Source organism: Pseudomonas sp. R19M (assembly GCF_050312585.1).
GTDB lineage: Bacteria > Pseudomonadota > Gammaproteobacteria > Pseudomonadales > Pseudomonadaceae > Aquipseudomonas > Aquipseudomonas palleroniana.
The window spans coordinates 1-26,856 of the sequence record NZ_JBNPJV010000008.1 but is presented as its reverse complement, the minus strand read 5'-3'; the positions used below and the strand labels follow the sequence as shown (position 1 = coordinate 26,856).

At 61.9% G+C, this 26,856-nt stretch carries 25 protein-coding genes and 1 pseudogene; 15 read left to right on the top strand and 11 right to left on the bottom strand.

Annotated elements, in window-relative coordinates:
• The first annotated feature begins 36 nt into the window (after positions 1 to 36).
• The gene (locus ACQRBT_RS00480; protein ID WP_244383962.1) at positions 37 to 765 is read left to right on the top strand and encodes a dienelactone hydrolase family protein; all 729 of its coding nucleotides are present in this window, start codon (positions 37 to 39) and stop codon (positions 763 to 765) included.
• A 61-nt stretch (positions 766 to 826) separates the two neighbouring features.
• Here ACQRBT_RS00480 and ACQRBT_RS00475 read toward each other — a convergent pair whose 3' ends face one another.
• From ACQRBT_RS00475 to ACQRBT_RS00445, 7 genes are all read right to left on the bottom strand, one after another.
• Positions 827 to 1,693: a pirin family protein gene (locus ACQRBT_RS00475; RefSeq protein WP_412047678.1), complete on the bottom strand. Its 867-nt coding sequence runs from the start codon at positions 1,691 to 1,693 to the stop codon at positions 827 to 829.
• Positions 1,694 to 1,757: 64 nt separating this feature from the next.
• Entirely contained in the window at positions 1,758 to 2,174 is a 417-nt protein-coding gene (locus tag ACQRBT_RS00470) for an OsmC family protein (protein WP_090365950.1), read from the bottom strand.
• 202 nt (positions 2,175 to 2,376) lie between these two features.
• Positions 2,377 to 3,597 carry a beta-ketoacyl-ACP synthase I gene (gene fabB / locus ACQRBT_RS00465; protein WP_016979549.1) on the bottom strand — a complete coding sequence of 407 codons (1,221 nt, stop codon included), beginning with the start codon at positions 3,595 to 3,597 and terminating at the stop codon, positions 2,377 to 2,379.
• Between the two features lie 11 nt (positions 3,598 to 3,608).
• The gene (gene fabA / locus ACQRBT_RS00460) at positions 3,609 to 4,124 is read right to left on the bottom strand and encodes a 3-hydroxyacyl-[acyl-carrier-protein] dehydratase FabA (RefSeq protein WP_003210552.1); all 516 of its coding nucleotides are present in this window, start codon (positions 4,122 to 4,124) and stop codon (positions 3,609 to 3,611) included.
• A 249-nt stretch (positions 4,125 to 4,373) separates the two neighbouring features.
• Complete coding sequence (locus tag ACQRBT_RS00455; RefSeq protein ID WP_090365949.1) at positions 4,374 to 6,275, bottom strand: ATP-binding protein; 1,902 nt, start codon at positions 6,273 to 6,275, stop codon at positions 4,374 to 4,376.
• Complete coding sequence (locus ACQRBT_RS00450) at positions 6,272 to 7,198, bottom strand: ABC transporter substrate-binding protein (RefSeq protein WP_104995934.1); 927 nt, start codon at positions 7,196 to 7,198, stop codon at positions 6,272 to 6,274. Before ACQRBT_RS00450 ends, ACQRBT_RS00455 begins: the two co-directional genes overlap by 4 nt.
• A 1-nt stretch (position 7,199) precedes the next feature.
• On the bottom strand, positions 7,200 to 9,320 hold the full coding sequence (locus ACQRBT_RS00445) for a TonB-dependent receptor plug domain-containing protein (RefSeq protein ID WP_354001840.1): 2,121 nt from the start codon (positions 9,318 to 9,320) through the stop codon (positions 7,200 to 7,202).
• A 195-nt stretch (positions 9,321 to 9,515) separates the two neighbouring features.
• On the opposite strand from ACQRBT_RS00445, the gene ACQRBT_RS00440 reads away from it, so the two are divergent.
• The 9 genes from ACQRBT_RS00440 (at position 9,516) to ACQRBT_RS00400 (ending at position 17,364) form a co-directional block, all read left to right on the top strand.
• Positions 9,516 to 10,541: an NAD(P)H-dependent glycerol-3-phosphate dehydrogenase gene (locus tag ACQRBT_RS00440; protein WP_090365947.1), complete on the top strand. Its 1,026-nt coding sequence runs from the start codon at positions 9,516 to 9,518 to the stop codon at positions 10,539 to 10,541.
• Between the two features lie 10 nt (positions 10,542 to 10,551).
• Entirely contained in the window at positions 10,552 to 10,899 is a 348-nt protein-coding gene (locus ACQRBT_RS00435) for a DUF4389 domain-containing protein (RefSeq protein WP_060754503.1), read from the top strand.
• Positions 10,896 to 11,345, top strand: coding sequence for a phosphohistidine phosphatase SixA (sixA, locus tag ACQRBT_RS00430; RefSeq protein ID WP_412047677.1), 450 nt, complete (start codon positions 10,896 to 10,898; stop codon positions 11,343 to 11,345). Before ACQRBT_RS00435 ends, sixA begins: the two co-directional genes overlap by 4 nt.
• 88 nt (positions 11,346 to 11,433) lie before the next feature.
• Positions 11,434 to 13,083: an AMP-binding protein gene (locus ACQRBT_RS00425; protein ID WP_104995937.1), complete on the top strand. Its 1,650-nt coding sequence runs from the start codon at positions 11,434 to 11,436 to the stop codon at positions 13,081 to 13,083.
• Between the two features lie 30 nt (positions 13,084 to 13,113).
• Positions 13,114 to 13,557 carry a hotdog fold thioesterase gene (locus tag ACQRBT_RS00420; RefSeq protein ID WP_060754500.1) on the top strand — a complete coding sequence of 148 codons (444 nt, stop codon included), beginning with the start codon at positions 13,114 to 13,116 and terminating at the stop codon, positions 13,555 to 13,557.
• Between the two features lie 97 nt (positions 13,558 to 13,654).
• Positions 13,655 to 14,458, top strand: coding sequence for an alpha/beta fold hydrolase (locus ACQRBT_RS00415; RefSeq protein WP_060754499.1), 804 nt, complete (start codon positions 13,655 to 13,657; stop codon positions 14,456 to 14,458).
• Complete coding sequence (locus tag ACQRBT_RS00410) at positions 14,455 to 15,309, top strand: alpha/beta hydrolase (protein WP_090365938.1); 855 nt, start codon at positions 14,455 to 14,457, stop codon at positions 15,307 to 15,309. The genes ACQRBT_RS00415 and ACQRBT_RS00410 overlap by 4 nt, the downstream gene beginning before the upstream one ends.
• A 102-nt stretch (positions 15,310 to 15,411) precedes the next feature.
• Positions 15,412 to 16,230, top strand: coding sequence for a DUF4892 domain-containing protein (locus ACQRBT_RS00405; RefSeq protein WP_104995938.1), 819 nt, complete (start codon positions 15,412 to 15,414; stop codon positions 16,228 to 16,230).
• A 72-nt stretch (positions 16,231 to 16,302) separates the two neighbouring features.
• A complete protein-coding gene (locus ACQRBT_RS00400; RefSeq protein WP_104995939.1) occupies positions 16,303 to 17,364 on the top strand; it encodes an AI-2E family transporter in 1,062 nt (353 codons plus the stop codon).
• Here ACQRBT_RS00400 and ACQRBT_RS00395 read toward each other — a convergent pair.
• Positions 17,361 to 18,395: an ATP-binding protein gene (locus tag ACQRBT_RS00395; RefSeq protein ID WP_060754495.1), complete on the bottom strand. Its 1,035-nt coding sequence runs from the start codon at positions 18,393 to 18,395 to the stop codon at positions 17,361 to 17,363. The two genes, ACQRBT_RS00400 and ACQRBT_RS00395, sit on opposite strands and share 4 nt — an antisense overlap.
• Positions 18,395 to 19,171 (bottom strand): response regulator, encoded by a 777-nt coding sequence (locus ACQRBT_RS00390; protein WP_060754494.1) that lies wholly within the window; start codon positions 19,169 to 19,171, stop codon positions 18,395 to 18,397. Before ACQRBT_RS00390 ends, ACQRBT_RS00395 begins: the two co-directional genes overlap by 1 nt.
• 248 nt (positions 19,172 to 19,419) lie before the next feature.
• Here ACQRBT_RS00390 and pyrF point away from each other — a divergent pair, with 248 nt between their 5' ends.
• The gene (gene pyrF, locus ACQRBT_RS00385; protein ID WP_060754493.1) at positions 19,420 to 20,118 is read left to right on the top strand and encodes an orotidine-5'-phosphate decarboxylase; all 699 of its coding nucleotides are present in this window, start codon (positions 19,420 to 19,422) and stop codon (positions 20,116 to 20,118) included.
• 31 nt (positions 20,119 to 20,149) lie between these two features.
• On the opposite strand, the gene ACQRBT_RS00380 is transcribed toward pyrF, so the two are convergent.
• Entirely contained in the window at positions 20,150 to 21,154 is a 1,005-nt protein-coding gene (locus ACQRBT_RS00380; RefSeq protein ID WP_411984564.1) for an NADP-dependent oxidoreductase, read from the bottom strand.
• Positions 21,155 to 21,382: 228 nt separating this feature from the next.
• Here ACQRBT_RS00380 and ACQRBT_RS00375 point away from each other — a divergent pair, with 228 nt between their 5' ends.
• The 4 genes and pseudogenes from ACQRBT_RS00375 (at position 21,383) to ACQRBT_RS00360 (ending at position 25,841) form a co-directional block, all read left to right on the top strand.
• Positions 21,383 to 22,144: an SDR family oxidoreductase gene (locus tag ACQRBT_RS00375; RefSeq protein WP_090365932.1), complete on the top strand. Its 762-nt coding sequence runs from the start codon at positions 21,383 to 21,385 to the stop codon at positions 22,142 to 22,144.
• Between the two features lie 203 nt (positions 22,145 to 22,347).
• On the top strand, positions 22,348 to 23,760 hold the full coding sequence (locus ACQRBT_RS00370) for a PLP-dependent aminotransferase family protein (protein WP_104995941.1): 1,413 nt from the start codon (positions 22,348 to 22,350) through the stop codon (positions 23,758 to 23,760).
• 80 nt (positions 23,761 to 23,840) lie between these two features.
• Positions 23,841 to 24,980, top strand: a pseudogene (locus ACQRBT_RS00365) (HAMP domain-containing protein); the annotation flags it as partial.
• A complete protein-coding gene (locus ACQRBT_RS00360) occupies positions 24,960 to 25,841 on the top strand; it encodes a methyl-accepting chemotaxis protein (protein ID WP_412047684.1) in 882 nt (293 codons plus the stop codon). The pseudogene ACQRBT_RS00365 and the gene ACQRBT_RS00360, both read left to right, overlap by 21 nt.
• A 36-nt stretch (positions 25,842 to 25,877) precedes the next feature.
• Here ACQRBT_RS00360 and ACQRBT_RS00355 read toward each other — a convergent pair whose 3' ends face one another.
• On the bottom strand, positions 25,878 to 26,690 hold the full coding sequence (locus ACQRBT_RS00355; protein ID WP_411984566.1) for an alpha/beta fold hydrolase: 813 nt from the start codon (positions 26,688 to 26,690) through the stop codon (positions 25,878 to 25,880).
• Positions 26,691 to 26,856 lie beyond the last annotated feature (166 nt).

Genomic DNA, 26,856 nt, shown 5'->3' with positions numbered 1-26,856 from the left:
TTTTTCGTTCTACTGCACCTCAAACTGGAGTAAATGATGAGCCAAGTCACTGTGCGTTCCGTGGTCTATCAGATTGATGGCCAGTCTTATGAAAGCCGCCTGGCATTCGATGCCAGCCATAAGGGGCCGCTGCCGGGCCTGCTGATGGCGCCGAACTGGATGGGGGTGAGTGCGGGTGCCGAAGAAATCGCCAAGCGTGTCGCCGGCCAGGGCTACGTGGTGCTGGTTGCCGACCTGTATGGGCAAGGCGTGCGCCCCTCGAACGGCGATGAGGCCGGCGCGGCGATGATGCCTTTGAAAAATGATCGCCCGCTGCTGAACAAGCGCATGCAGGCGGCCCTTGAGCAACTGAAAGGGCAGACCGAAGCCGCGGTGGACACGTCGAAACTGGCGACTTTCGGTTTCTGCTTCGGTGGTTGCTGCTCCCTGGAGCTGGCCCGCACGGGTGCGCCTTTGAAGGCGGCCGTGTCGTTCCATGGCACCCTCGATACGCCGAACCCAGCGGATGCGAAGAACATCAAGGGCTCGGTATTGGTGTTGCACGGTGCATCTGACCCGTTGGTGCCGAAAGAGCAGCTACCCGCGTTCGAAGATGAAATGAACGCGGCCGGCGTGGATTGGCAGCTGTTGAGCTACGGCGGCGCGGTGCATTCTTTCACCGACCCTCACGCCAACGTACCGGGCAAGATGATGTACGACGCGAAGACCGCTGCCCGGGCTTTCCAGTCGATGCATAACTTGCTGGACGAAGTGTTCCAGCGGTAAAGCTGCAGGGCTGTTCCGAACTCATCGGGGGTAAGTCGAGCCATCGCACCGCCCCCGATGCCTACCTCACCGGCAATTCAATTCTCTCCGACTCCCCTGGCACCGTCGGCCAATCCCCGGCCGCCCAGCGCTGTCGAGCTTGTTCGATCCTCAAAGGATCACTCGCCACAAAATTCCAATTGATCCGTCGCGGTCCATCCAGCGGCGCGCCGCCAAACACCACCAGGTGGCAATCGGTTTCGGCGGACAATGTCATCTGCTGACCGCTCGGCAACACCACCAGGCTGTGCACTTCCAGCGGTTCGTCGTCGAGCTTTGCATCACCTTCCAGCACATACACCGCCCGTTCTTCGTGTTCATCCGGGATCAGCAAGGTGGTGGCCGTCTGCATCCGTACTTCGGCATACAGGGTTGGCGACAAGACGGGAACCGGCGAGTCGAGACAGAAGCCGCTGCCGGCGATCAGGCGGATCTGGACGCCGAGGTTATCGCTCAACGGCAGGCTCGCGGCCGGGTGATGGCTGTAATGCCCTGGCCCGGTCTCGTGGTCCTTGGGCGAGGCCAGCCACACTTGCAGGCCATGCAGGCTGAACCCGCTGGCCTTGATTGCCTCGGGCGTACGCTCGACGTGGGCAATTGCGCTGCCGGCGGTCATCCAGCTGACATCGCCGGCCTGTACCACTTGATCCGAGCCCAGGCTGTCCTTGTGCTGCAAGGTGCCTTCAAACAGGTAGGTGAGGGTCGACAGCCCGATATGCGGGTGTTGGCGGATATTCATGCCGCTGCCCGGCGCATAGCGTGTGAGCAGCATATGGTCGAAAAATACAAAAGGCCCGACGCTGCGGCATTCGCGCGATGGCAGTGGACGCAGGATGGGTTGGCCTTCGACATCTTCGGGGCGAGGGTGGATCACGGTGAGGCGAGTCATGGTGCATCCCAGTCTGAGCGGGTTGGATGATGCTGAGCATAACCCGCTCGACGGGAAGTGGGGGCTATTGGCTGAACGCGCCTTCCGATAGCCGGGTGTCAATGCTGATCTCGGCGGTGGTCATCAGCTTGTGCACCGGGCAACGATCGGCCACGCGGTGCAGTTCCTCGCGTTGCGCGTCGGTGAGTACGCCCTTGAGCGTGAGTTTGACGTTGAGCTGGTATTTGCCCTTTTGTTCTTCACTGGCGTCGTGGGTGACTTCCACGGTAACGCCGGTGAGCGGGATGCCTTTTTTCTGCGCGTAAAGCTTGAGGGTCAGGGCTTTGCACGAGGCCAGGGCCGCGTCGAAATAATCATGGGGGGAGGGCGCCGAATCGTCGCCGCCCAGGCTTTTGGGCAAGTCGGTAAATAGCTCGTGGTTGTCGATGTTGAGGCTATGACGGAAGTTGTCGGTGTTCAGTGTGTTTACGATAACGGGCATGGCAAACCTCACAGGGTCGCAGGATGAAGGGCATGCAGTTATAGAACATCCTGGCACTTGAGTGTTCCAGGTTTTTTCGTGGCGGCTGAGTTTTGGTGTGCTGGCGCTGTCATCCGTGTTGGATGCCGAGTCACCCAGCATCCGTCGCGCATAAAAAAGCCCCGAACCAGTCGGGGCTTTTCAGGTGATCAACCTGCGGGGCTTACTGGCCCTGCCAGCGTTTCAGTACCAGGGTGGCGTTGGTGCCACCGAAGCCGAAGCTGTTGCTCATCACGGTGTCGATCTTGGCGTTTTCAACGGTCTTGGTCAGGATCGGCATATCGGCGACGACCGGGTCGATCTCGTCGATGTTGGCCGAACCTGCCATGAAGTTGCCTTCCATCATCAGCAGGCAGTAGATCGCTTCGTGAACGCCGGCGGCGCCCAGGGAGTGACCGGACAGGCTCTTGGTGGAGCTGATGGCCGGAGCCTTGTCGCCGAATACCGCACGTACGCCTTCCATTTCCTTGGCGTCGCCGACCGGAGTCGAAGTGCCGTGGGTGTTCAGGTAGTCGATTGGGGTATCAACGGTGGACATGGCCATCTGCATGCAACGGATGGCGCCTTCACCGCTTGGGGCAACCATGTCGTAGCCGTCGGAAGTGGCGCCGTAACCGACGATTTCCGCGTAGATCTTCGCGCCACGGGCCAGAGCGTGTTCCAGCTCCTCGACCACCACCATGCCGCCACCGCCGGCGATGACGAAACCGTCACGCTTGGCGTCGTAGGCGCGGGAGGCTTTTTCCGGGGTTTCGTTGTACTGCGTGGACAGTGCGCCCATGGCGTCGAACAGGAACGACTGGCTCCAATGTTCTTCTTCACCGCCGCCGGCGAACACGATGTCCTGCTTGCCCAGCTGGATCTGCTCAACGGCAGTACCGATGCAATGAGCACTGGTGGCGCAGGCGGAGGAGATCGAGTAGTTCACGCCCTTGATCTGGAACGGCGTGGCCAGGCAGGCGGAAACGGTGCTGCCCATGGTCCGCGTGACACGGTAAGGGCCAACGCGCTTGACGCCTTTTTCGCGCAGGATATCCAGCGCTTCCATCTGGTTCAGGGTCGATGCGCCGCCGGAGCCGGCGATCAGGCCGGTACGTACGTTGGACACCTGGTCTTCGCTCAGGCCGGAGTCGGCGATCGCGTCTTTCATGGCCAGGTAGGCGTAGGCGGCAGCGTGGCCGACGAAGCGATAGATCTTGCGATCGATCAGTTCTTCGAGGGGCAGGTCGATGGAGCCGGAAACCTGGCTACGCAGACCCATTTCGGCATACTCCGGGTTGAAGCGGATGCCAGGGCGACTTGCACGCAGGTTAGCGGTGACGGTCTCTTTGTCATTGCCCAGGCAAGAAACAATGCCCAGACCAGTGATAACGACGCGGCGCATGCGGATAACCCTTAAAAGTTGTCAGTGGAAGTGAATACGCCGACCCGAAGGCCTTCGGCAGTATAGATCTCGCGACCGTCGACAGTCACCGAACCGTCGGCGATGGCCAGGTTCAGCTTGCCCTTGAGGACGCGCTTGATTTGAATGTTGTAGGTGACTTTCTTGGCGGTCGGCAGGACCTGGCCAAAGAATTTCACTTCGCCCGAACCCAGGGCGCGACCGCGACCTGGCAGGCCTTGCCAGCCAAGGTAAAAACCGACCAGTTGCCACATGGCGTCGAGGCCCAGGCAGCCTGGCATGACCGGGTCACCTTCGAAGTGGCAGGCGAAGAACCAGAGGTCCGGGGTGATATCCAGCTCGGCGACCAATTCACCTTTGCCGTACTTGCCGCCTTCTTCGCTGATATGGGTGATGCGATCCACCATCAGCATGTTCGGGGCGGGCAGTTGCGCGTTACCTGGGCCGAACAGCTCACCGCGACTGCAGCGCAGCAGATCTTCCCGGGTAAAGGCGTTTTGTTTGGTCATGCGAGCTCCTCAATAATCCCATGCGGCAGGGTAGGGTCAATCTTCCCGAACCGAATGAAGCGTTCATGCCTCATAGCGGCAGCCTACACATAGACTATTGCGTTGTAGTGAAAGTCACAGCGTCAAGGCACTCAATGTACACTTGTTCACTGAAATTTTAAACCGGGCCTGTTTATCAGCCCGTTTGGGTGCCTAAGACTGCCGCACTTTCGTGTTTCACGCCAGTCGCAGTTGGCTGATGGCGCGGCGCTATTGCACCCAGCGCTGCAGGATTTGCTGCAAATCCGTGCGTTTGAATGGCTTGGCCAGGTAATCGTTCATTCCAGCTGCCAGGCAGGCTTCGCGGTCACCCTGCAAGGCATTGGCCGTCAGGGCGATGATCGGCAAGTCGGCGCAGCCGGGCAACTGGCGGATTTGTCGGGTCGCTTCGTAACCGTCGATCAGTGGCAGGCGGCAGTCCATCAGGATCGCGGTGAAAATCAGGCTCTCGGCACTGCGGATCGCCTCGGCGCCGTCGGTGGCCAGGCTGACTTCAAAACCCAGGCTGCGCAGCATGGCTTCGACCACGGTGCGATTGACCGGGTTGTCTTCCACCAACAGTACGTGTCGTCCATCACCGGCGCTGGCTTTGCCGTCGGCGTCGGGGGCTAGCGCCGGCAGGCTTTTCTGATCGATGGCCAATGGAATTTCCAGGGTAAACACCGAACCTCGGCCTTCCTCGCTTTGGGCGCGCAAGGTGCCCCCCATGCGTTCGGCCAGCGTGCGGGCGATGGGCAGCCCAAGGCCGGTGCCGCCGTAACGTCTTGAAATGGAACTGTCGGCTTGCTGGAATGCGTTGAACATCATTTCCAGGCGCTCGGGGGAGATCCCAATACCGCTGTCGCGCACGGTGCAGGTGAACCACACCAGTTCATGATCAAGGGTTTGCCAATGCGGCTCGACGGTCACGGTGCCGTGTTCGGTGAATTTCAGCGCGTTGCCGATCAGGTTCACCAGAATTTGCCGGATACGCGTCGGGTCACCCCGCACCTGCAGTGAGTCCATGCCCAGGGGAATGGGCAGTTCCAGGGCCAGGCCGCGTTGCTGGGCGCTGTGCTGGAAAGCTTGGGCGCAGCTGCTGATCAGGTCCGCCAGGTTGAACGAGATATGTTCCAGTTCCAGCGCGGCGCGTTCGATGCGCGAGAAGTCGAGGATGTCGTTGATGACCTTGAGCAGATGTTCGGTGGACTCGGAGGCCAGCGCCGCATACTCGGTCTGCTCCTCGGTCATTTCGGTGGTTTCCAGCAGTTGCAGCATGCCCAGCACGCCGTTCATGGGCGTGCGCAATTCGTGGCTCATCATCGCCAGGAAGTCCGACTTGGCGTTGTTCGCGCGTTCGGCCTCTTCGCGGGTCTGGATCAACTGCGCCATCGCTTGTTCTTGTTCGCGGCTGGCCTGGTTGAGGCCTTCGGCGAGGTTGTTGATATGGCGTGACAGGTCGCCCAGCTCGGAATCATCGACAATCGGCAGGGGCGTCTTGTAGTCGCCTTGCTGGATGGCTTTGACCGCGTGGCCCATCGCGCTGATCGGCTGCGACAGGCTGGCGGCCAGGCGGCGCGCGAGCAGGAAGGTAAACAGCAGGGCGAAGAGGGCGAGGATGCCGGCCTTGAACAGGATCTCCTGCTGGCGCTGGCTGAAGGCATCGTTGGACATGCCGACGATCACCCGGCCAAGGTAATCCGCCCGTGGCGCCTTGGGTTCGTTGAGGTTGTCCTGGAAAAAGTCCGTGCCCAGCTGGATATGCTGCAGGCGGATCGGCGCCTGGAACACCTTCACCGACAGTGAGCGGTCGTGTTTCTCGGTCGGTTGCTCAACGTACACCAGAATGTTTTCGGCGCTGTCCTGGATTTCCAGGAAGCGCACGTGGGGCGTGGCCAAGGTGGCGCGCAGCAGGCTCTCGAGCACGTCATTGTTGCCGGAAATCACCCCGTACTCGGTCGCCGGTGCGAGCTGGTTGGCGATCAGCTGGCCGGTATGGTCCAGTTCCTGGCGCAAGTCCTGGATACGCACGAAGGTAAAGAAACTGATCAACAGCAAGGTCAGCAACAAGGCCGGGCCCAGGGTGATGAGCTGGGTGCGGGTGTTGATATCCCAACGACGACGCAAGGTCATGGGCGTTTTTCTCCTTCGGCCAATCGGGCGGCGACGTCGGCTTCGTCAACCTGTTCGATGCCCAGTGAGCGCGCGACTTGCGGGTTGCCCACGACTTTGAAGTGTTCCGGGTACAACGAGCGTGGCCAGTTGGCCGGTGAATGGTCCAGCAGCCGGTCGAGCACATCGAGCCAGTCGGTCTGGTCGCTGTAGGTGCTGGCCAGGCTGCCGGCCTTGACGAAGCCGGCGTTGGGCCCCACCAGCGGCAGTTGCTGGGCGTAGCTGCTGAGCAACAGGTTCTTCACGGTTTTCGGGTTGTACAGTTGCGGGTCGTCGAGACCCAGCAGGACATCGCTGTTCTTGAACAGGTTTTGCAGTGGCCGGCTGTCATTGATGTTGTCCCAGCGCTGCGGCACGATTTCCAGGCCTATGGGCGCTGCGTATCGGGTCAATTCGGGTAGCAGGAACTCACTGTCGGTGCCGTAGAGCACGCCGATGCGGCGGGCCTGAGGCAAAATCTGTGCGATCAGGTGCAATTGGCGCTCCAGGGGTGGGTCGCTCCACAACAGGCTGATTTTGGCCGGGTGCGTGGTGCCCAGGCGCTGCCGGGCTTGCAGGCGGCTGATACGCAGCACCAGGGTGGGTGGGCCTTGGGTGTCCTGCAGGCGCCAGTCGAGGCCGGGCAGGTCGAGCAGGATCAGGCGAGTGGCGGCGGGCAACTGGTTCGGTGCCGGCATGTCTTTGAGCGGGGTGAAGGTCACGTGGTCTTCGGGGCGTTGCCGGGCCAGGGCCTGGGCGAACGCTTGCACGCCGGCACCGTCTTCGGCGGCGGTGAGCAGGATGTCGGCGCTCCTGGCCTGCGTCGTCAACAGCAGGCACACCAGCAGCAGGCCGCGCCGCCACAGCCTTGAGAAGAAGGCGGTCATCCGTGACTGATCGGCCATGTCAGAATTCCAGCTCCGCGCTGAAGTAGAGGACATGACGACTGTCGTAGTTGTTATCGGCCCAGGTGGTGGGCTGGTTATCCAGGCGTTGTTGCAGCATGCCGGCCAGCTCCACGTTGGCTTTGCCCAGGGCAATGCGCTTGGCCACCCGCAGGTCGACCCGTTCGAAGCGATATTGGTTGAGTGCGTCGTCGCCATAGTAGAACAGCGCACTGGACCAGCCGTGGCCCCATTCACGCAGCCAGCCGGCCGAGCCGCTGTTACGTGCAGTTTGTGCCTTGTCCAACGGGTTGCTGGCGCTGGCATCGACATAAGCATAGGTGAGCCGCAGGCGGTCGGCGTTGCTCATGCGCCAATCGAACTGTGACTCGGCACCGGTGAACCGTGAGCTGTTGGCGTTGCTGGCAATGTATTGGTTGTTGCGCAGCGGTGAGCTGATCATGTCAGTGATTTCGTCGTAGAACAGTTTCACGTCGACATTCAGCCCGAGGTCGGCAAAGAAGCCGTTGTAGCCCAGCTCTCGCGAGCGCATCAACTCTTTATCGAGGTTGCCCGGGCCGCGCGTCACCACAAAATATTGCCCCGAATTCTGCCCGTAGGCCGGGGAGCTGAGGTTGGTGACGCGGTAGCTCCAATTGACGTTGTTCTCGAACATGTCCGGTGAGCGGATCGCTTCGGAATACACTGCTCGCAAGCCATGGCGCGGGTTGATCAGGTAGTTGACTGCTATTCGTGGCGTCAGTGAGTTGCCGCTCAAGTGGGTGTCTTCGTACATCGCCCCACCCTGCACCAGCCAGTGTTCGCTGGCGCGCCACTCCAGATGGCCGAACAGACGCCAGGTGGTGTCGTCCAGGGTGCCATTGAAATAGGTGTCGGAGTCGGCGCGGTCGTAGCGGTAGTTCATACCGCTGACCAGGCGCAGGCTATCGGACAGGCTGAGGGTGTCCTGGATCTCCAGGTCGTAGCGGCTTTCTCGAGTACTTTGATCGATATCGCCGCAGACCGGGTCTTTGCCGCCGCTACCCCATTGCTGCAAGACCTGCTTGGCCAGGGCCTGTTCGGCGTCGCTGCCGGGCGGCAGGTTTTCCGGGGTGTAGGCGTTCATGTGCCGGGCCAGCAACTCGGCATAGTTGGGGTTGATTTGCCAGAGGCGGGTCAGCTCCGGGCTGAACGAGACCTTGGCATCACAGGCTTTCCAGACCTGCTGGCGGTCCCATTGCTGGGCCGAGCCTTGAACATACAAGCTGTGCTCGGGGTTGATATCGATGTTCCAGCGCAGCGAGGTGGCATAGTCCTTGGCGGTAACGTCGGAGTTCGTACCGCCTTCGGTAATCCCGGCAAATACCGGGCTGTAGGTATAAGGACGCTGGTTGGACCCTTCCTTGGCGTTCAATTGCCAGTCGATGCTCTGCTGTGCGTTCAAACTCTGGCTCACGGCCAAGCTGAAGCGACTGAGGCGCCGGCCGTCACGGCGATCGGCGCCGGCGGCATCACTGTCAAACCCATCATCCTGTTGCCCGGACAGCGACAGGCGCAGGTCGCCGGTCTCCCATCCCGCGCCCTGGCTGGCGTAGAAGTCGTTGATCCCGCGTGCGCCACGGATGACCTTGATCCGTGAGCCGTGGCTGTTGGCCGGTGACCGCGTGAGGATATTGACCACCGCCATCAGCGCATTGGCGCCATAGCTGACGGTGTTGGGGCCGCGGAACACCTCGATGCGCTCGATGTCTTCCATGGCCACCGGAATATCGCTCCAGTCCACGGTGGCCAGGCCGGCGCGGTACACCGAGCGCCCGTCGATCAACACCTGCATGCGCCGTGCATCGCTGGCACTGGTGCCGTGATAGTTCACCGCCGCCTGGTTGCCGGTGGTGTAGCCGACCATCATCCCGGGCACCAGGCGCAGCAATTCGGCGATGTCCCGTGCGCCGCTGGCCTTGATCAGTTCGCTGTCGATCACCGTCATGCTGCCGGGTACGGCGGCAGCGGATTGCTTGAGGCGTGTGGCGGTCAATACCTGCGGCAGCGGCTGGCCGTCCAGGAACAGATCGTCGGCCAGCGCGGGGGCACTGCACAACAGCATCAACAACAGCGATGAGCGAGGAGGAGGGCCCAGATACACGGCGCGGCCTTGATAATGACGAATAGCCGCCCATGTTAACTGAGGTGGGGCCATTTGCCAGTCGTCGAACTTGCAATTACTTCACGTATATGTGGCATTTTCCGACAAGCATGGGAATTGACGCGGGGGCTGGCCGCAAGCGGGTCGCCCCGTATAATGCCGCTATCGCCACTGGTATGGATTAACGGATTGCATATGACTGAACAGCGCCCTATTGCGGTCCTGGGAGGCGGAAGTTTTGGTACCGCCGTGGCTAACCTGCTGGCTGAGAACGGCCACGCGGTGCGCCAGTGGATGCGCGACCCGGAGCAGGCCGAGGCCATCCGCGTGCATCGGGAAAACCCCCGTTACCTTAAAGGCATCAAGATTCATCCGGCGGTGGAACCGGTCACGGACCTGCTGGAGACCCTCACTGACTGCGACCTGTGCTTCGTCGCATTGCCGTCCAGCGCCTTGCGCTCGGTGCTGGCGCCCCACGCCGAGCGCCTGGCAGGCAAGCTGCTGGTCAGCTTGACCAAGGGCATCGAGGCGCACACGTTCAAGCTGATGAGCGAAATCCTCGAAGAGATTGCGCCCCAGGCACGTATCGGCGTGCTCTCCGGGCCGAACCTGGCGCGGGAAGTCGCCGAGCACGCGCTGACGGCCACCGTGGTGGCCAGTGAAGATGAAGCGCTGTGCGAGCGCGTGCAGGCGGTCCTGCATGGCCGCACGTTCCGCGTTTACGCCAGTGGCGATCGCTTTGGCGTTGAACTGGGCGGTGCGCTTAAAAACGTTTACGCGATCATCGCCGGCATGGCGGTGGCCCTGGGCATGGGCGAGAACACCAAGAGCATGCTGATTACCCGTGCCCTGGCCGAGATGACCCGCTTTGCGGTGAACCAGGGCGCCAACCCGATGACGTTCCTGGGCCTGGCCGGGGTCGGGGATTTGATCGTCACCTGCTCGTCGCCCAAGAGCCGCAACTATCAAGTCGGTTTTGCCTTGGGCCAGGGTTTGAGCCTGGACGACGCCGTTACGCGCCTGGGCGAAGTGGCCGAGGGCGTCAACACCCTCAAAGTGTTGAAGGCCAAGGCCCAGGAAGTCGGTGTGTACATGCCGCTGGTCGCTGGGCTGCACGCGATCCTGTTTGAAGGGCGCACCTTGAACCAGGTCATCGAATTGCTGATGCGGGCTGAGCCGAAAACCGATGTCGACTTTATTTCCACCAGTGGTTTCAACTGAGGAACGCGTCATGAACGATCCGAAAGCAGCGCCCAAGTACGAATCCATCGTCCTGCGTATTGTGTGGATGCTGGTATTTGCCCTGGTGTGGCAAGTGGCGCAGTTCCTGCTCGGCGCGCTGGTGCTGGTGCAACTGATCTATCGCCTGGTCTACGGCGCGCCGAACCTGGGCCTGATGAACTTCGGTGACAGCCTCAGCCAGTTCCTGGCGCAGATCGGCCGTTTCGGCAGCTTCCACACCGAGCAAAAGCCTTGGCCATTCGCCGATTGGCCGACGCCGCGTGCACCGGAAGGCGAAGCCGCCCACAGCGTGCCGCCGGCGCCGCATCCGGTACGTGATGAAGAGCCAAAACTGTGAAACTGTGGATCTTGCGGCACGGTGAGGCCGAAGGCTATGCGCCCACCGACGCCGAGCGCAACCTCACCGAGCATGGCCGCGCCGAAGTGTTGCGCAGTGCTGCGCACCTGATCGGCCAGCCCCTCGGCGCGATCATCGCCAGCCCATATGTGCGGGCGCAGCAGACCGCGCAGCTGGTTCGCGAGGCGCTGGGTTTCACGCCCGATATCCGCACGGTGCCGTGGCTGACACCCGAAGGCAACCCGCTGCGGGTGCTGGAAAAGCTCGACACCGATGACAATGTGCTGCTGGTCAGTCACCAGCCTTTGGTGGGCTGCCTGATCAGCTTCCTGCAGCATGATCATCAGCGTCAACCGCAACCGATGCACACCGCCAGCCTGGCGGAGCTGGAAGGTGATTTTCCGCTGGCGGGGCTGATGAACCTGATCAGTGTGAAGAACCCGTAGGAAAAGTGATCGCTGCTGTGTGTGCTATATAGCCAACCAAGCAAGTGCTTGGTTGGCTATCATCCAGTCACACAAAGGAGCGCGTCCCATGCCAGTCGCTTTTCGTTTGCCGTTGCAGGTCTTCTTCGAACGTGAAGCGCGGCATCCGCGCAAACCCTTTCTCGTGCAGCCCATCGGCGGGGGCGAGGTGCAAACCCTGACCTGGGGCGACGTCGGCCATCAGGCCCGGTGCGCCGCACACTGGCTGCGTGCTCGGGCGTTGCCGCAAGGCTCGCACATTGCCCTGATCTCGAAAAACTGTGCGCACTGGATCATCGCCGACCTGGCGATCTGGATGGCCGGGCATGTCTCGGTACCGTTGTACCCCAACCTGACGGCCGACTCCGTGGCCCATGTGCTGACCCATTCCGGGGCGGCATTGGTGTTGATCGGCAAGTTGGACGACTGGCCGGCCATGGCGCCCGGTATCCCGGCCGGTTTGTCGACTGTCCGTCTGCCGCTGGCCCCGGCCGGCGACTTCGATTTCACTTGGGCCGATCTGCTGGCCTGTTCACCTATTCAAGATAACCCCGAGCCCGACGCCGAACGCTTGGCCACGATCATTTATACCTCCGGCACCACCGGCTTGCCCAAGGGAGTGATGCAAACCTTCGGCGCCTTGGGCTTTGCCGCCACCCGTGGCACTGAGTTGTTTGGCCTGGGGGAGGACGACCGGCTGCTGTCGTACCTGCCGTTGTGCCACGTGGCGGAGCGCATGTTCGTCGAACTCGCGTCAATTTATACCGGGCAAACGGTATTTTTCGCTGAAAGCCTCGAGACCTTTCTGACCGACCTGCGCCGGGCCCGGCCGACAGCGCTGTTCGGGGTGCCGAGGATCTGGACCAAGCTCCAGATGGGGGTGTACGGCAAGGTTTCACAAAAGCGTCTGGACCGGCTGTTGCGCCTGCCTTTCATCGGGCCATTTGTAGGCCGCAAGGTGTTGTCGGGTCTGGGCCTGGACGCCCTGCGTATTGCGCTGTCCGGTGCGGCGCCGGTGCCTGAGGCGTTGCTGCGTTGGTATCAGCGCCTGGGGCTGGATGTGCTGGAGGTGTACGGCATGACGGAAAGCTGCGGCTATTCCCACGTATGCCGCCCCGGGCAACAGACACTGGGCTGGATCGGCCTGCCATGCCCTGGGGTGGAAGTGCGCATCGACCCGTTGGGCGAAGTGCAGGTGCGCAGCGGCGCGACCATGCTCGGCTACTTCAAGGACGCGCAGAAAACCGCCGAGACTCTCACCAATGACGGTTTTCTGCGCACCGGCGACAAGGGTGAGCAGGACGCGGCTGGCCGCTTGCGCCTGACCGGGCGGCTCAAGGAGATCTTCAAGACCAGCAAGGGTAAGTACGTGGCTCCGGCGCCGATTGAAAACCGCCTGGCGGAACATCCACGTATCGAGCAGGTGTGCGTGGTCGGCGAAGGGCTGAGCGCGCCGATAGGCTTATGCATACTCGCGGCGGCGGGCGAGGAGCGCCAGGCCCTGCGCGATAGCCTGGAACGCTGGCTGGAACAGGTCAACCAGGCGCTGGACAAGCCTGAGCGTCTGCGCCAACTGGTGGTGGTCAAAGACAGTTGGTCCGTCGAAAACGGTTTCCTGACCCCGACCCTGAAGATCAAGCGCAGTGTGATCGAATCGACCTATGGTGCTCAATTGCATGTTTGGAGCGAGCGCGGCGAATCGATTCTGTGGCAGGATTAGGGGCGTAATAAAATCAATAAGGACACTGCTATGAGCTTGTGGCGCACCCAACCCAATATCGAGCAACTCAACAGCCTGCAGAAAAACACCATCGGTGAGTTGCTGGATATTCGTTTCGAAAGCTTCGACGACGAGTCACTCACCGCCAGCATGGTGGTCGACCACCGCACCCATCAGCCTTACGGCCTGCTGCACGGCGGCGCGTCGGTGGTGCTGGCGGAGAGTATCGGCTCCATGGCGGCCTACCTGTGCATCGATCCGAGCAAATTCTATTGCGTGGGCCTTGAGATCAATGCCAACCACTTGCGCGGCGTGCGCAGCGGGCGAGTGACGGCGGTGGCGCGGGCCATCCATATCGGCCGTACGACCCAGGTGTGGGACATCCGCCTGACGGCCGATGATGGCAAGACCAATTGCGTCTCGCGCCTGACCATGGCCGTGGTGCCGCTGGGCGAGAACCCGCCGGTGCGATAGACATGGCGTGAGTGTCATCATTCCTGGCAGTTACAGTCATTGCTGTACGGCTTGGGGCTGGTGACAATCCACTTCTGTTTCTGTAGATGAGTCCGGTATGTCGCAGCACGTGTTTTTTGCCCACGCCAATGGTTTTCCTTCGGCCACCTACGGCAAGTTGTTTGCCGCCCTGGCCCCGGAATATACGGTGGCTCACTTGCCGCAGCACGGCCACGACCCGCGATTTCCAGTGGATGACAACTGGCGCAACCTGGTGGACGAGTTGATCCACCACTTGGAGCAGCAACCGCAGCCGGTGTGGGGTGTCGGGCACTCTCTAGGTGGTGTGTTGCACCTGCACGCGGCCATGCGTTGCCCGCAGTTGTATCGCGGTGTGGTGATGTTGGATTCGCCGGTGCTGACGCGTGCCGACCGCTGGGTGATCCGCGCCGCCAAACGCTTGGGGTTCATCGATCGCCTGACCCCGGCCGGGCGCACCCTGGGCCGGCGTGAAGAGTTCAGCGACCTGGACGCCGCGCGCAGCTACTTCGCCGGTAAAACCCTGTTTCGCGGGTTCGACCCTGACTGTTTTGATGCCTACCTGCAGCATGGCCTGCAACAGGTGGGCGATCGCTTGCGCCTGCGCTTCGACCCCGCCACCGAAATCAGCATTTATCGAGGCGTGCCCCACACCAGCCCGGGTCAGGTGCGCCAGTTGAAGGTGCCGCTGGCGGTGGTGCGTGGACGCCAGAGCCGGGTCGTGATGCGTCACCATGCCAGTGGGGTTGACCGCCTGCCCATGGGCGAAATGCTCACCATGCCCGGCGGGCACATGTTTCCCCTGGAGCGGCCGCAGGACACAGCGGCCTTGATCAAGAACCTGTTCTCCCGCTGGGAAGCCCGTGAGCGCAGCTGCGCATGAGTACGCCGGTCGAAGAGGTTCGCCTCAGCTTGCCGCATATCGAGTTGGCGGCGCATCTATTCGGCCCCGAAGACGGTCTGCCGGTGATTGCCCTGCATGGCTGGCTGGACAACGCCAACAGCTTTGCGCGGCTGGCGCCGAAACTGCAGGGCTTGCGCATCGTCGCGCTGGATATGGCGGGGCACGGTCATTCGGCGCACCGTCCTGCGGGGGCCGGCTATGCCTTGTGGGATTACGTGTTTGACGTGCTGCAAGTCGCCGAACAGTTGGGTTGGAAACGTTTTGCATTACTTGGCCATTCCCTCGGCGCCATCGTCTCCTTGGTGCTCGCAGGCGCCTTGCCGGAGCGGGTGACGCACCTGGGATTGATCGACGGCGTGATCCCGCCGACCGCCACCGGTGAAAACGCGGCCGAGCGATTGGGCATGGCGTTGCAGGCGCAATTGAACCTGCAGGGCAAGCGCAAGCCGGTCTACAGCACCCTGGACCGGGCGGTTGAAGCGCGGATGAAAGGTTTGGTCGCAGTCAGTCGCGAGGCCGCCGAATGGCTGGCCCAGCGCGGTTTGATGCCCGTGCCGGGCGGCTACACCTGGCGCACCGACAGCCGATTGACCCTGGCTTCGCCGATACGACTGACCAATGAGCAGGCGATGGCTTTCGTGCAACGTGTGGCTTGTCCTGCACAGTTGGTGGTCGCGGCTGACGGCATGTTGGCGAAACATTCCGAATTGCTTTCTCAGCTACCCTTTACGGTGACCACGCTGCCGGGGGGCCATCATTTGCACCTGAACGATGAGCCCGGTGCGGCTCTTGTTGCAGACTGTTTCAATCGGTTCTTCTCCACGCCTTGACTTGGCGGGGTCAACTGCCGAGGCTGGGCGGATTGAAAGGGAGTCAACCATGAACCAACTTGAAACTGCTGCGACCTCCAATGGCCAGGGCTCAATCATCCGATGAGCCTGCGTGAAGGATGTATACGTGCCCTCGGGCTGTGCTGCTTCAGCCCCTTGGTGTTCGCCGCCGATGTGCCGGGCAGCCAGGATCTGCCGGCAGTGTCCCGCCAGGTCGACGCGCAGATCGTCGATTACCGCCCCGCTGAAGCCAGGGAGCGCATCTACCCCATGGGGGCGATCCGCAAGATCAGCGGCCAGTTGCGCTACGAGGGCCAAGCCACCGCGCGTGGCCAAGCCACTGCGATTACCTATGAACTGCCCGCCGAGCACACCTCCAGCGCCGCCTTTACCGCGACCCGCGAAGCGTTGCAGGCCAAGGGCGCGCAGCTGTTGTTCTGGTGCCAGGCCCGCGATTGCGGTGAAAGCAGCCTGTGGGCCAATGAAGTGTTCGGCAATGCCAAGCTGGTCGGCGCCGATGGCCAGCAGGAATACCTGCTGTTACGGTTGGCGGCGCCGCAGGACAACTCCCTGGTGGCGCTGTACGGCATCACTCGGGGCAACCGTCGTGCCTATCTGCATGTGGAACAGCTGGACGCCAGTGCGCCCCTGGGTGACTTGCTGCCCACTTCGGCAACCTTGCTTCGTGAACTGAAAAGCACCGGCGAGCTGGAATTCCCTGCACTGGGGAGCGAACCCGATCCGGCCTGGATCACCTTGATCTCCCGTGGCTTGAACCTGGACGCCACCTTGCGTGTCAGTTTGACCGGGCCAACGGCCGAAGCCTGGCGCCAGGGCCTGATCGACAGCGGTGTGCGTGCCGCGCGCATGGAAACCGGCACCGGTGACGCTAAGGGTTTGCACCTGCATCTGATACGCTGACCGTCACCAGGCGAACGGACCCGCGCCGTTCGCCTAAGCTCTCCTCCTACAGCCTTATTCTCGAGATACCCGATGCTCAATAACGATCGCATGCTGGTGCAAATCCTGCTGCTGGTGCTGTTTGGTGCCAGCTTCTGGGTGATGGCGCCATTCTGGTCGGCGCTGTTCTGGGGCGCAGTGCTGGCGTTCGCCAGCTGGCCGCTGATGCGTTTGCTCACCCGCTGGCTGGGGGGCCGCGAATCCCTGGCTGCCGGCATCCTGACCCTGTGCTGGATGCTGTTGGTGGCGGTGCCGCTGGTGTGGCTGGGCTTCAACCTGGCCGACCATGTGCGTGATGCGGTGGGCCTGATCAAGGATATTCAGGTCGACGGCCTGCCGGCAGCACCCGCTTGGCTGAACTCAATCCCCTTTGTCGGCGAGCGCCTGGTAGCGACCTGGGACAGCATCGACCAGCAGGGCGCGGCGCTGATGGTCAGCATCAAGCCTTATCTGGGCCAGGTCGGCAATTGGCTGCTGGCGCGCAGCGCGCAGATCGGCGGCGGCATCCTTGAGTTGACCCTCAGCCTGGTGTTCGTGTTCTTCTTCTACCGGGACGGGCCTCGACTGGCGGTGTTTGTGCACCGTCTGCTGGAGCGTTTGATCGGCGAGCGGGCCGGTTACTACATCGAGCTGGTGGCGGGCACCGTGCAACGGGTGGTCAACGGCGTGATCGGCACCGCCGCGGCTCAAGCCTTGCTGGCGCTGATCGGTTTCCTGATCGCCGGCGTGCCTGGCGCGCTGGTGCTGGGCATCGTCACGTTCCTGCTCAGCCTGATTCCCATGGGGCCACCGCTGGTGTGGATTCCGGCGACCGCGTGGCTGGCCTGGAAAGGGGATTACACCTACGCGGTGTTCCTCGGGGTGTGGGGCACGTTCATCATCAGCGGCGTGGACAACGTGCTCAAGCCGTATCTGATCAGTCGAGGCGGCAACCTGCCACTGGTGATTGTGCTGCTGGGGGTGTTCGGCGGCTTGATTGCGTTTGGTTTCATCGGCCTGTTTATCGGCCCGACCTTGCTGGCGGTGGCCTACAGCCTGCTGACGGATTGGAGTGCGACCCAGGCGCAGGGGCGTCGCGAAGACAACCCCCGTTAAATCCTCGGCAACCACATCACGGCGGTCAAGCCACCGCCTGGCGTGTCTTCCAGGCTGAGGTGGCCGCCGAGACGCTCCACCGCTTCCTTGGCAATCGTCATGCCCAGGCCGACCCCGCCGGAGTTGCGGTTGCGCGAGCCCTCCAGGCGAAAAAACGGTTCGAAGACCGCCTCGCGCTTGTCGGCCGCGATCCCGGGGCCGTGGTCGATCACACGGATCACCAGGGCCTCGCGGCTGTCCGCCAACTCCACGCGTGCGGTGCCGGCATAGCGCAGGGCGTTGTCGATCAGGTTGTTCAGGCAAGAACGCAGGGCCATCGGCTGTACCTGCAACGGCGCACAGGTGCCGGCGAACTGCACGTCGGAGCCTTGGTCCTGGGCATTTTCGCTGAGGGACTCGACCAGCGCCTGTACGTCGAGCCAGTGCCGGGTTTCGCTGGTGCGCTGTTCGTGCAGGTAGCTTAAGGTCGCGTCGAGCATGCCGATCATGTCGTCCAGGTCCTGGCGCATCTGGCCTTGCAATTTGGTGTCTTCGATCTGCTCCAGGCGCAGCTTGAGGCGTGACAGCGGGGTACGCAGGTCGTGGGAGACCGCACCGAGCATGCGTGCGCGCTGGCTGACCTGCTCGCGGATGCGCTTTTGCATCATGTTGAAGGTGGATGCGGCCTGGCGTGCCTCTCGTGGCCCGGACTCGTTGAGAGGCGGGCTGTCGAGGTCGACGCTCAAGCGCTCAGCCGCCGCACTCAGGCGCTGGATCGGCCGGCTCAGCAGCTTCGCGCCGTACCAGGCGGCGATGATCAGCGAGATGAACTGGAAGGTCAGCGGCACCACCGGGCCACCGAACCAGGGGCGATGGTGCTTGCGCAGGGGCTTCATCGTACCGTCCGGCTGCTCGACGAAGGTCTCCTGGGGCGGCGGTGGCGGCGGGCCGTAGTGGTGAAACCAAAAGAACGCCAGCACATGCGCCAACACAATAGCCACCAGCAATACACCGAACAACCTGCCGAACAACGTATTGAAGGTGGCACGCATCAACCGATGTCCCGGGCGTCGAAAAGGTAGCCTTCGCCACGTACGGTTTTGATCAGTTGCGGGGCTTTCGGATCATCCCCGAGTTTTTGCCGCAGGCGCGAGACCAGCAAGTCGATGCTGCGATCGAAGGCTTCGATGGACCGGCCGCGGGCCGCGTCCAGCAATTGTTCGCGGCTCAGCACCCGGCGGGGGCGTTCGATAAACACCCACAGCAGGCGGAACTCGGCGTTGGACAGCGGCACCACCAGGCCGTCGTCGGCCACCAGTTGGCGCAACACGCTGTTCAGGCGCCAGTTGTCGAAGCGGATATTGGCGCGTTGCTCGGTGCGGTCATCGCGTACACGGCGCAAAATGGTCTGGATGCGTGCCACCAGTTCACGCGGCTCGAACGGCTTGGCCATATAGTCGTCGGCGCCCAGTTCCAGGCCGATGATGCGGTCGGTCGGTTCGCAGCGGGCGGTGAGCATCAGGATCGGGATGTCCGATTCGGCGCGCAGCCAGCGGCACAGCGACAGGCCATCTTCGCCCGGCAGCATCAGGTCGAGCACCACCACGTCAAACGTTTCGGCTTGCATGGCCTGGCGCATGGCGCCGCCGTCGGTCACGCCGGTGGCGAGAATATTGAAGCGTGCCAGGTAGTCGATCAGCAGTTCACGAATCGGCACGTCATCATCGACGATCAGCGCACGGGTGCTCCAGCGCTTGTCTTCGGCGATCACCGCGCCTTTTGGCTCTTCGTTTACAGAGACGGTAGGGGTATGCATAGGTGCGATCATCTGCCTGGTCATTGCTGTCAGCATAGGCGCCCAGCCCCATGGCTGGAAGTGCTGGACGGGCGGTCATGTGCGCGAGGCTAGTCGTGGGGCGTGTAGGGCGCATGTCGGGAATGTATCGTGCTGGATACAATCACCCGAAACGCCGTGAAATGGACGGCTGAACAGTATTTACCGATCATCGGATCCCGCAACGGTGCTGCTTGCGCTACAATCCGCGCCGATTTCGACTTGCCTGAGAGCCCATTCCAATGTCCGCCTGCCAGACTCCTATCATCGTCGCCCTGGATTACCCCACTCGTGACGCCGCACTGAAGCTGGCTGACCAGTTGGACCCCAAGCTTTGCCGGGTCAAGGTCGGCAAGGAACTGTTCACCAGTTGCGCGGCGGAAATCGTCGGCACACTGCGTGACAAAGGCTTCGAAGTATTCCTCGACCTGAAATTCCACGATATTCCCAACACTACCGCGATGGCCGTCAAAGCCGCTGCTGAAATGGGCGTATGGATGGTCAATGTGCACTGCTCCGGCGGCCTGCGCATGATGACGGCCTGCCGTGAAGTGTTGGAGCAGCGCAGTGGTCCCAAGCCGCTGTTGATCGGTGTGACCGTGCTGACCAGCATGGAGCGCGAGGACCTGGCCGGCATCGGCCTGGATATCGAGCCTCAGGAGCAGGTGCTGCGCCTGGCCGCCCTGGCGCAGAAGGCCGGCCTGGACGGCCTGGTCTGTTCGGCGCTGGAAGCCCAGGCCCTGAAGACCGCGCACCCATCGCTGCAACTGGTCACTCCGGGCATTCGCCCGGCGGGCAGTGCCCAGGATGACCAGCGCCGTATCCTGACCCCGCGCCAGGCTCTGGATGCGGGCTCCGATTACCTGGTGATCGGTCGCCCGATCAGCCAGGCGGCTGATCCGGCGAAGGCGTTGGCGGCGGTGGTTGCCGAAATCGCCTGATACATCCGTGTAGGAGCGAGCCAGCTCGCTCCTACACCTTCAGTACCAACTTCCCAAAGTTCTCGCCATTGAACAGCTTCATCAGCGTCTCCGGGAACGTCTCCAGCCCCTCTACGATGTCCTCCTTGCTCTTGAGCTTGCCTTGGGCCATCCAGCCGCCCATCTCTTGTCCAGCGGCGGCAAAGCTGGCCACGTGATCCATCACCACGAAGCCCTCCATGCGTGCGCGATTGACCAGCAATGACAGGTAGTTGGCCGGGCCTTTCACCGCTTCCTTGTTGTTGTACTGGCTGATTGCACCGCAAATCACCACGCGTGCCCTCAAGGCCAGGCGGCTGAGCACCGCGTCGAGAATGTCGCCGCCGACGTTATCAAAATACACATCCACCCCGTTGGGGCACTCGCGCTTGAGCGCCGCGGGGACGTCTTCGTTTTTGTAGTCGATGGCCGCGTCGAAACCCAGCTCATCCACCAGGAATTTGCACTTGTCGGCACCGCCGGCGATACCCACCACGCGACAGCCTTTGAGCTTGGCGATCTGCCCGGCAATGCTGCCCACCGCACCGGCCGCGCCGGAGATCACCACGGTTTCGCCGGCCTTGGGCGCGCCAGTGTCGAGCAAGGCGAAGTAGGCGGTCATGCCGGTCATGCCCAGGGCTGACAGGTAACGGGGCAGGGGAGCCAGTTTCGGATCGACTTTGTAGAACCCACGCGGTTCTCCCAGGAAGTAATCCTGCACCCCTAGCGCGCCATTCACGTAGTCCCCCACCGCAAACTTCGGATTGTTCGACGCAATCACCTTGCCCACGCCCAGCGCTCGCATCACTTCGCCGATTCCCACGGGTGGAATGTAGGACTTGCCTTCGTTCATCCAGCCACGCATCGCCGGGTCCAGGGACAGGTATTCATTGCGCACCAGCACTTGTCCTTCTCCAGGTGTGCCCACCGGCACTTGCTGGTAGGTAAAAGTGTCCCGCGTGGCGGCGCCGACCGGACGTTTGGCAAGCAGGAATTGGCGATTAGTCAGGGCAGTCATGGCAAGGACTCTTTAGAAATGAACCTTGAGTGATAGACCCTCAATGGCCGGTGAGCAAGGTTGTCCGGGTGGCGCGAATGCACCGCGATAGGCTGGATTGATAGTCAGGCTGGGGCAGTTATCACTGGGATTCATGCAGCGCCAACCGGCCTTCTGATAGTGCTGACGCGCCGTACAGGCGGTTGGCTAGACTCACACCACCGCCATTTCTTGCAAAAGGATATTCCCATGAGCATGACGTTTTCCGGCCAGGTCGCCCTGGTGACCGGCGCCGCCGCCGGTATTGGCCGCGCCACCGCACTGGCGTTCGCTGCCGAAGGCTTGAAAGTCGTGGTCGCGGACCTCGACGTCGACGGCGGTGAGGGCACCGTCGCGCTGATCCGCCAAGCCGGCGGCGAGGCATTGTTCGTGCGTTGCAACGTCACGCTGGAAACTGATGTGCAGCAGTTGATGGCACAGACCGTTGCCGCCTATGGCCGCCTGGATTATGCCTTCAACAACGCCGGGATCGAGATCGAGAAGGGCAAGCTGGCGGACGGCAGCCTGGATGAGTTCGACGCCATCATGGGGGTCAACGTCAAAGGTGTGTGGCTGTGCATGAAGTACCAATTGCCGCTGTTGCTGGCCCAGGGCGGTGGGGCGATCGTCAACACGGCATCGGTCGCGGGGTTGGGGGCGGCGCCGAAGATGAGCATCTATGCCGCGTCCAAGCACGCGGTCATCGGCCTGACCAAGTCGGCCGCCATCGAATATGCGAAAAAGAAAATCCGCGTCAACGCCGTGTGCCCGGCCGTGATCGATACCGATATGTTCCGCCGTGCCTACGAAGCGGACCCGCGTAAGGCGGAATTTGCCGCCGCCATGCATCCGGTCGGGCGCATTGGCAAGGTCGAGGAAATTGCCAGCGCGGTGTTATACCTGTGCAGCGATGGTGCGGCTTTCACCACGGGCCACGCGCTGGCGGTAGACGGTGGCGCGACGGCAATCTAGGAATCCATGCAGGCCGTTATTTGAAAAGGTTTGATGGGATGTGAGGTTTTTCCAGAGCTGGCAATTGGCCTTGGCTGAATGTGTGTCATAAGGTAAATAAGTCAATAAAATCAATACTTTAATAACAATGTAGAGCGGGGCGACAAGGGCTTCTGTGCTTAACTGTTTTGGGTTGAATAACAGACAGTTGAAGTGAGTGGCGCATGGATTTAGGGATCGATCGACAAGCCCTTGTACCGGTGGTGCAGCAAATCGTCTGCGCGGTGACGCAATGGATTCGCACAAGTGGGATTACGCCCGGCACTCGACTGCCCTCTGTCCGGCAACTGGCGCTGGATAACCTGCTGAGCCAGTCCAGTGTGGTCGAGGCATTTGATCGGCTGGTGGCCCAGGGGCTGCTGGTCTCGAAGCAGGGCTCGGGGTTTGTCGTGGCCCAGCCTTCGGTCCTGCATGAAAACCACTGGTATGAAGGTGCGGAGCGGGGTTGGGGGGCTTATACCGATGGGCCGCTGGGTGAGTTGAAACTGGGATGTGGCTGGTTACCGGATGCCTGGCGCGAGAGCGATGACCTCATTTATGCGGTACGTGAAGTCAGCCGTACCGATACCCGTGGCCTGTTCAATTACACTCCGCCCCTGGGGCTGCCGGCGCTGCGTGAACAACTGCTCAAACGCCTGACCCGGATCAAGGTCGCCACCAGCCTCGACCGTATCCTCACCACCGATGGCGCCAGCCATGCCCAGGACCTGCTGATACGTACCTTGCTGAAGGCGGGTGATACGGTGGTGGTCGAAACACCGGGGTATGGCAACCTCTATCGCCAGCTGGCGTTCCATGGCGTCACGCTGCTGGAGGTGCCGCGTACACAGGGTGGCCCGGATATCCCGGTGCTGGAAGCGCTGCTGCGCACCCATCGGCCCAAGTGCCTGTTCATCCACAGCCTGTATCACAACCCTACCGGTACCAGCCTGTGCCGTGAGGTCGCCGAACGCTTGCTGCAATTGGCGCGCAGCGACGATTTCCTGATCATCGAGGAAGACGTTTATGGCGACCTGCAGCACGCCAGCTGCACACGGCTTGCGGCGCTGCCCCATGATGACCGGGTGATCTACATTTCCAGTTTTTCCAAGACCCTGAGCAGTGCCCTGCGGGTGGGCTACCTCAGTGCCAGTGCTTCTGTCATTGCACAATTGGCGAGCCTCAAGACCCTGACCGGCCTCGGTACTTCGCGTTTTGCTGAAACGGTGGTTGCCACGTTGCTGGCCAACGGCACGTACCGTAAGTGGGTGCAACGCCTGCGCAAGCGCCTGAATACACAGATGGCCTCGACCTTGCAGGTATTGGAAGACGAAGAATGGCAGGTGTTTGCCGTACCTTCCGGCGGTATGTTCCTGTGGGCACGCCCAGGCTGGGCGGATCATTCCCATCTGCAGGCCTGCGCACGACGGCTCGGTGTGCTTCTGTCGCCGGGAGCGTTGTTCAACCCGGGCGGTGAACACAGTGACTGGCTGCGCATCAATGTGGCCTATGCTGCTGATCAGCGGGCGTTGGCGCTGTTCCGCGCCATGGGGCCTGCCAGATCGACCTCGACCATCCTGAAAACGACGGGCATGTAGCTTTTTGCCATTATTCCGACGCCAGCATCTTGTGTCGTTGGCGTGTGGTTGCGAATCTCGCTGCATGGAAACCACGCTTGATGGCATCTGCCATTGCAAGAGGATCAAGTGCAATGATTTCGGCCGTGCAACGACGTTTCGCCAACCTCGGTATGGCAAAAAAACTGGGCCTGGGTTTCGCCTTGGTGCTACTGCTGACGGCCGTCGTGGCGGCCATTGGTGTGTGGTCCCTGCAAACGGTTGGTCAGCGCTTCGAGGGCCTCAAGGCGATGTCTTCGCTCAATAGCGGCTTGTTCAAGGTGCGCCTGATCGAGCAGGACTACGCCCTGCACGCCGACCCCAAGGCCGTCGACGCCTTGCATGAAAGTGTCGATGCCCTGGCGGCCCAGGCCGCCGCCCTCAAAGCCGGGTCCGCCGCCAATGTGCCGGTGATGACCGAGGTCGAGCAGGCGCTGGCGGCCTATCGCAAGGCGTTCGACGAATTTGTCGAGCTGACCCAGGCCAAGGACCTGGCCCTGGAAATGGCCACTTGGTCGGTCTCCAGCGTGGCCAACAACCTTGACGTGTTGCAGTCGGGGCTGGCGGATGACGGTACTTATGGCCTCAAGGAAAGCCAAGGCAAGGAAGGCGCGGAGTTTATCGAGCAGGCGGGTCAGGTCGGCCAGGTGTCCAGGCTGATGTTGCAAGCCATGAACGAAGCACGCGTACGCCTGGATCAGAGCCGCAAGGCCGAGGCCGACGATGCCGAACAGGGCAAGATCGAGCAGGCGGACCAGGCCCTGGCCCAGGTCGAACAACTGAAAACCTCGGTCAAGGATGCGGGTTACCAGACCGTACTCAATGAAGTGTCCGGGCATATTGCCGCGTTCAGCGAAAAGCTCGGCGAGTACACGGGCCTGCTGGCTCAGGAAAAACAGGTCTATAAGCAGTTGCATGACCGGGCCGAGCAAGTGGTCAGCCGGGTCAACCAGGCCTATGCCGCCGAAGACCAGTCGATGCAGGAGCAACTCAAGAAAAGCGCAATGCTGATTATCGGATCGTCAGCCCTGGCGTTGCTGGTGGGCTTGATTGCGGCCTGGGTCATCACGCGGCTGATTGTGGCTCCACTGCGCAGCGTGATCGCGGTGGCCCAGCAGATTGCCGCGGGCGATCTGAGCGGGCGCATGGAGGTCAGTCGCCGTGATGAAATGGGCCAGCTGATGCAAGCCATGCAGCAGATGGGCAGCGGCTTGAGCCATATGGTCAGTGGCCTGCAGGCGGGCATCGAACAGTTGGCCAGCTCGGCGCATTCGCTGTCCAGCGTGACGGAGCAGACCAACGTCGAAGTCAGCAGTCAGAAGGAGGAAACCGAGCAGGTGGCCACGGCCATGAACCAGATGACGGCCACGGTACACGATGTGGCGCGCAACGCCGAAGAGGCGGCTCAAGCCGCGCAGACAGCGGATGACAAGGTCGACAGCGGCCAGCAGGTGGTCCGCCAGAGCTTGCAGCGTATCGAGTCGCTCGCCGCCTCCAGCAACAGTGCCAGCGCCAGTATCGAAAGCCTGAGCGCGGAAATCCAGAATATCGGCACCGTGTTGAGTGTGATCAAAAGCGTTGCCGAGCAAACCAATCTGCTAGCTCTCAACGCCGCCATCGAAGCGGCCCGCGCGGGTGAGCAAGGCCGTGGTTTTGCGGTGGTGGCCGATGAAGTGCGGGCGCTGGCCAAGCGCACGCAGCAATCGACTGAGGAAATCGAGCGGCTGGTCAGCACCCTGCGCCACGCGGCGCAGGCGTCGGTGCAGCAGATCCAGCAAAGTGGTGAGCTGGTGAAGCTGGCTGTTAGTGATGCCCTGGAAACCGAAAGTGCGCTGGGCAGTATCGCCGTAGCGGTGTCACTGATTCAGCAGATGAACCAGCAGATCGCCGCCGCCGCCGAGGAGCAGAGCTCTGTTGCTGAAGAGATCAACCGTAGCGTCACCAGCATCCGCGCCAGTGCCGATCAGTCGGCGCTGAGCATGCAGGGTAACGCGGCGTCGAGCATTGAGCTGGCGCAGCTGGGCGCGGAGCTCAAGGGGATGGTCGGGCATTTCCGCCTTTGATCGCAGCGCGAAGGCCGCGATCAAGGAGGAGGGCGATCAGGCGTTGTTGGCGAGGAAGGTCAGCAGGGCTTCGTTGACGAAGTCCGGATTCTCCCGGCAAGAGATATGCCCGGCCTCCGGAATCAGGATCAGATCGCAGCCGATCAGCCTGGCCATTTCCTGGGACTCGGCAGGTGGTCGGGGTTTGTCCTGCTCGCCGCACAGGATCAAGGTCGTGTCCGCGTCCAGCTTTGGCAGTTGGTCCAGCAGGTCGGCGCGACTGAAGATCTGCCGGCCCAGGGGCACGATGCTTTGCAGCAGGCGCTCTTTGGAAAAACCCTGCAGTGCCTGGCGAAAATCCTGATACAGCGCCGATTCCCGGTCGATACCCGGGCGGAAGAAGATCGGTGCGATCACATCCAGCAATGGCTCGGGAATGGCGCCGGCGTCTTCGATCATCTTGAACAGCGAGAAATAATACTGGCGCGTGGCCTCGGGCTCTGCGCCCAGGTAGGTGTCCATCAGCATCAGGCTGTTGATCCGTTCAGGTGCGCTCAATGCCAGGCGCGCACCCCACATGCCGCCGACCGACAGGCCCACCAGGTTGACCTGGGCAATGTCCAACTGGTCGAGCAGGGCCAGGGCCTGGCGCGCCAGGTCGTCCAGACTGCGGGTCTGGGCGGGCAACGGCCCCGATTCACCGTGGCCCCACAGCTCGGGGACGATGACTCGGTACTGTTGCGACAGGGCCTCGATCTGCGGCGCCCACATGTGGAGGTCCCACAGGTAACTGGAGCCCAGCAGGACGGCTGGGCCGGTGCCTTCGTCGAGATAGTGCAGCGGTTGTCCATCAATCACGGCAACGGGCATAGCGGGCCTCTAACTTCATTGAGTGAGGGGGACTTTTTTACGCTAGTCGAGGGAAGGGGGATAGGTGCAAATTGATGGCACGTTGTGCTGGGCTTGTGTAGTGAGCGGGCTTGCCCTAATGCCAGTCAGTTAAGCGATAGAGCGGACGATGGATAACCTGTGGGAG

Excerpts from the sequence above, each read along its gene's own strand:
- ACQRBT_RS00480 (WP_244383962.1), top strand. The coding sequence starts at position 37 with ATGAGCCAAGTCACTGTGCGTTCCGTGGTCTATCAGATTGATGGCCAG.
- ACQRBT_RS00475 (WP_412047678.1), bottom strand. The coding sequence starts at position 1,693 with ATGACTCGCCTCACCGTGATCCACCCTCGCCCCGAAGATGTCGAAGGC.
- ACQRBT_RS00470 (WP_090365950.1), bottom strand. The coding sequence starts at position 2,174 with ATGCCCGTTATCGTAAACACACTGAACACCGACAACTTCCGTCATAGC.
- fabB (WP_016979549.1), bottom strand. The coding sequence starts at position 3,597 with ATGCGCCGCGTCGTTATCACTGGTCTGGGCATTGTTTCTTGCCTGGGC.
- fabA (WP_003210552.1), bottom strand. The coding sequence starts at position 4,124 with ATGACCAAACAAAACGCCTTTACCCGGGAAGATCTGCTGCGCTGCAGT.
- ACQRBT_RS00455 (WP_090365949.1), bottom strand. The coding sequence starts at position 6,275 with ATGACCTTGCGTCGTCGTTGGGATATCAACACCCGCACCCAGCTCATC.
- ACQRBT_RS00450 (WP_104995934.1), bottom strand. The coding sequence starts at position 7,198 with ATGGCCGATCAGTCACGGATGACCGCCTTCTTCTCAAGGCTGTGGCGG.
- ACQRBT_RS00440 (WP_090365947.1), top strand. The coding sequence starts at position 9,516 with ATGACTGAACAGCGCCCTATTGCGGTCCTGGGAGGCGGAAGTTTTGGT.
- ACQRBT_RS00435 (WP_060754503.1), top strand. The coding sequence starts at position 10,552 with ATGAACGATCCGAAAGCAGCGCCCAAGTACGAATCCATCGTCCTGCGT.
- ACQRBT_RS00425 (WP_104995937.1), top strand. The coding sequence starts at position 11,434 with ATGCCAGTCGCTTTTCGTTTGCCGTTGCAGGTCTTCTTCGAACGTGAA.
- ACQRBT_RS00420 (WP_060754500.1), top strand. The coding sequence starts at position 13,114 with ATGAGCTTGTGGCGCACCCAACCCAATATCGAGCAACTCAACAGCCTG.
- ACQRBT_RS00415 (WP_060754499.1), top strand. The coding sequence starts at position 13,655 with ATGTCGCAGCACGTGTTTTTTGCCCACGCCAATGGTTTTCCTTCGGCC.
- ACQRBT_RS00410 (WP_090365938.1), top strand. The coding sequence starts at position 14,455 with ATGAGTACGCCGGTCGAAGAGGTTCGCCTCAGCTTGCCGCATATCGAG.
- ACQRBT_RS00405 (WP_104995938.1), top strand. The coding sequence starts at position 15,412 with ATGAGCCTGCGTGAAGGATGTATACGTGCCCTCGGGCTGTGCTGCTTC.
- ACQRBT_RS00400 (WP_104995939.1), top strand. The coding sequence starts at position 16,303 with ATGCTCAATAACGATCGCATGCTGGTGCAAATCCTGCTGCTGGTGCTG.
- ACQRBT_RS00395 (WP_060754495.1), bottom strand. The coding sequence starts at position 18,395 with ATGCGTGCCACCTTCAATACGTTGTTCGGCAGGTTGTTCGGTGTATTG.
- ACQRBT_RS00390 (WP_060754494.1), bottom strand. The coding sequence starts at position 19,171 with ATGATCGCACCTATGCATACCCCTACCGTCTCTGTAAACGAAGAGCCA.
- pyrF (WP_060754493.1), top strand. The coding sequence starts at position 19,420 with ATGTCCGCCTGCCAGACTCCTATCATCGTCGCCCTGGATTACCCCACT.
- ACQRBT_RS00380 (WP_411984564.1), bottom strand. The coding sequence starts at position 21,154 with ATGACTGCCCTGACTAATCGCCAATTCCTGCTTGCCAAACGTCCGGTC.
- ACQRBT_RS00375 (WP_090365932.1), top strand. The coding sequence starts at position 21,383 with ATGAGCATGACGTTTTCCGGCCAGGTCGCCCTGGTGACCGGCGCCGCC.
- ACQRBT_RS00370 (WP_104995941.1), top strand. The coding sequence starts at position 22,348 with ATGGATTTAGGGATCGATCGACAAGCCCTTGTACCGGTGGTGCAGCAA.
- ACQRBT_RS00360 (WP_412047684.1), top strand. The coding sequence starts at position 24,960 with ATGCAAGCCATGCAGCAGATGGGCAGCGGCTTGAGCCATATGGTCAGT.
- ACQRBT_RS00355 (WP_411984566.1), bottom strand. The coding sequence starts at position 26,690 with ATGCCCGTTGCCGTGATTGATGGACAACCGCTGCACTATCTCGACGAA.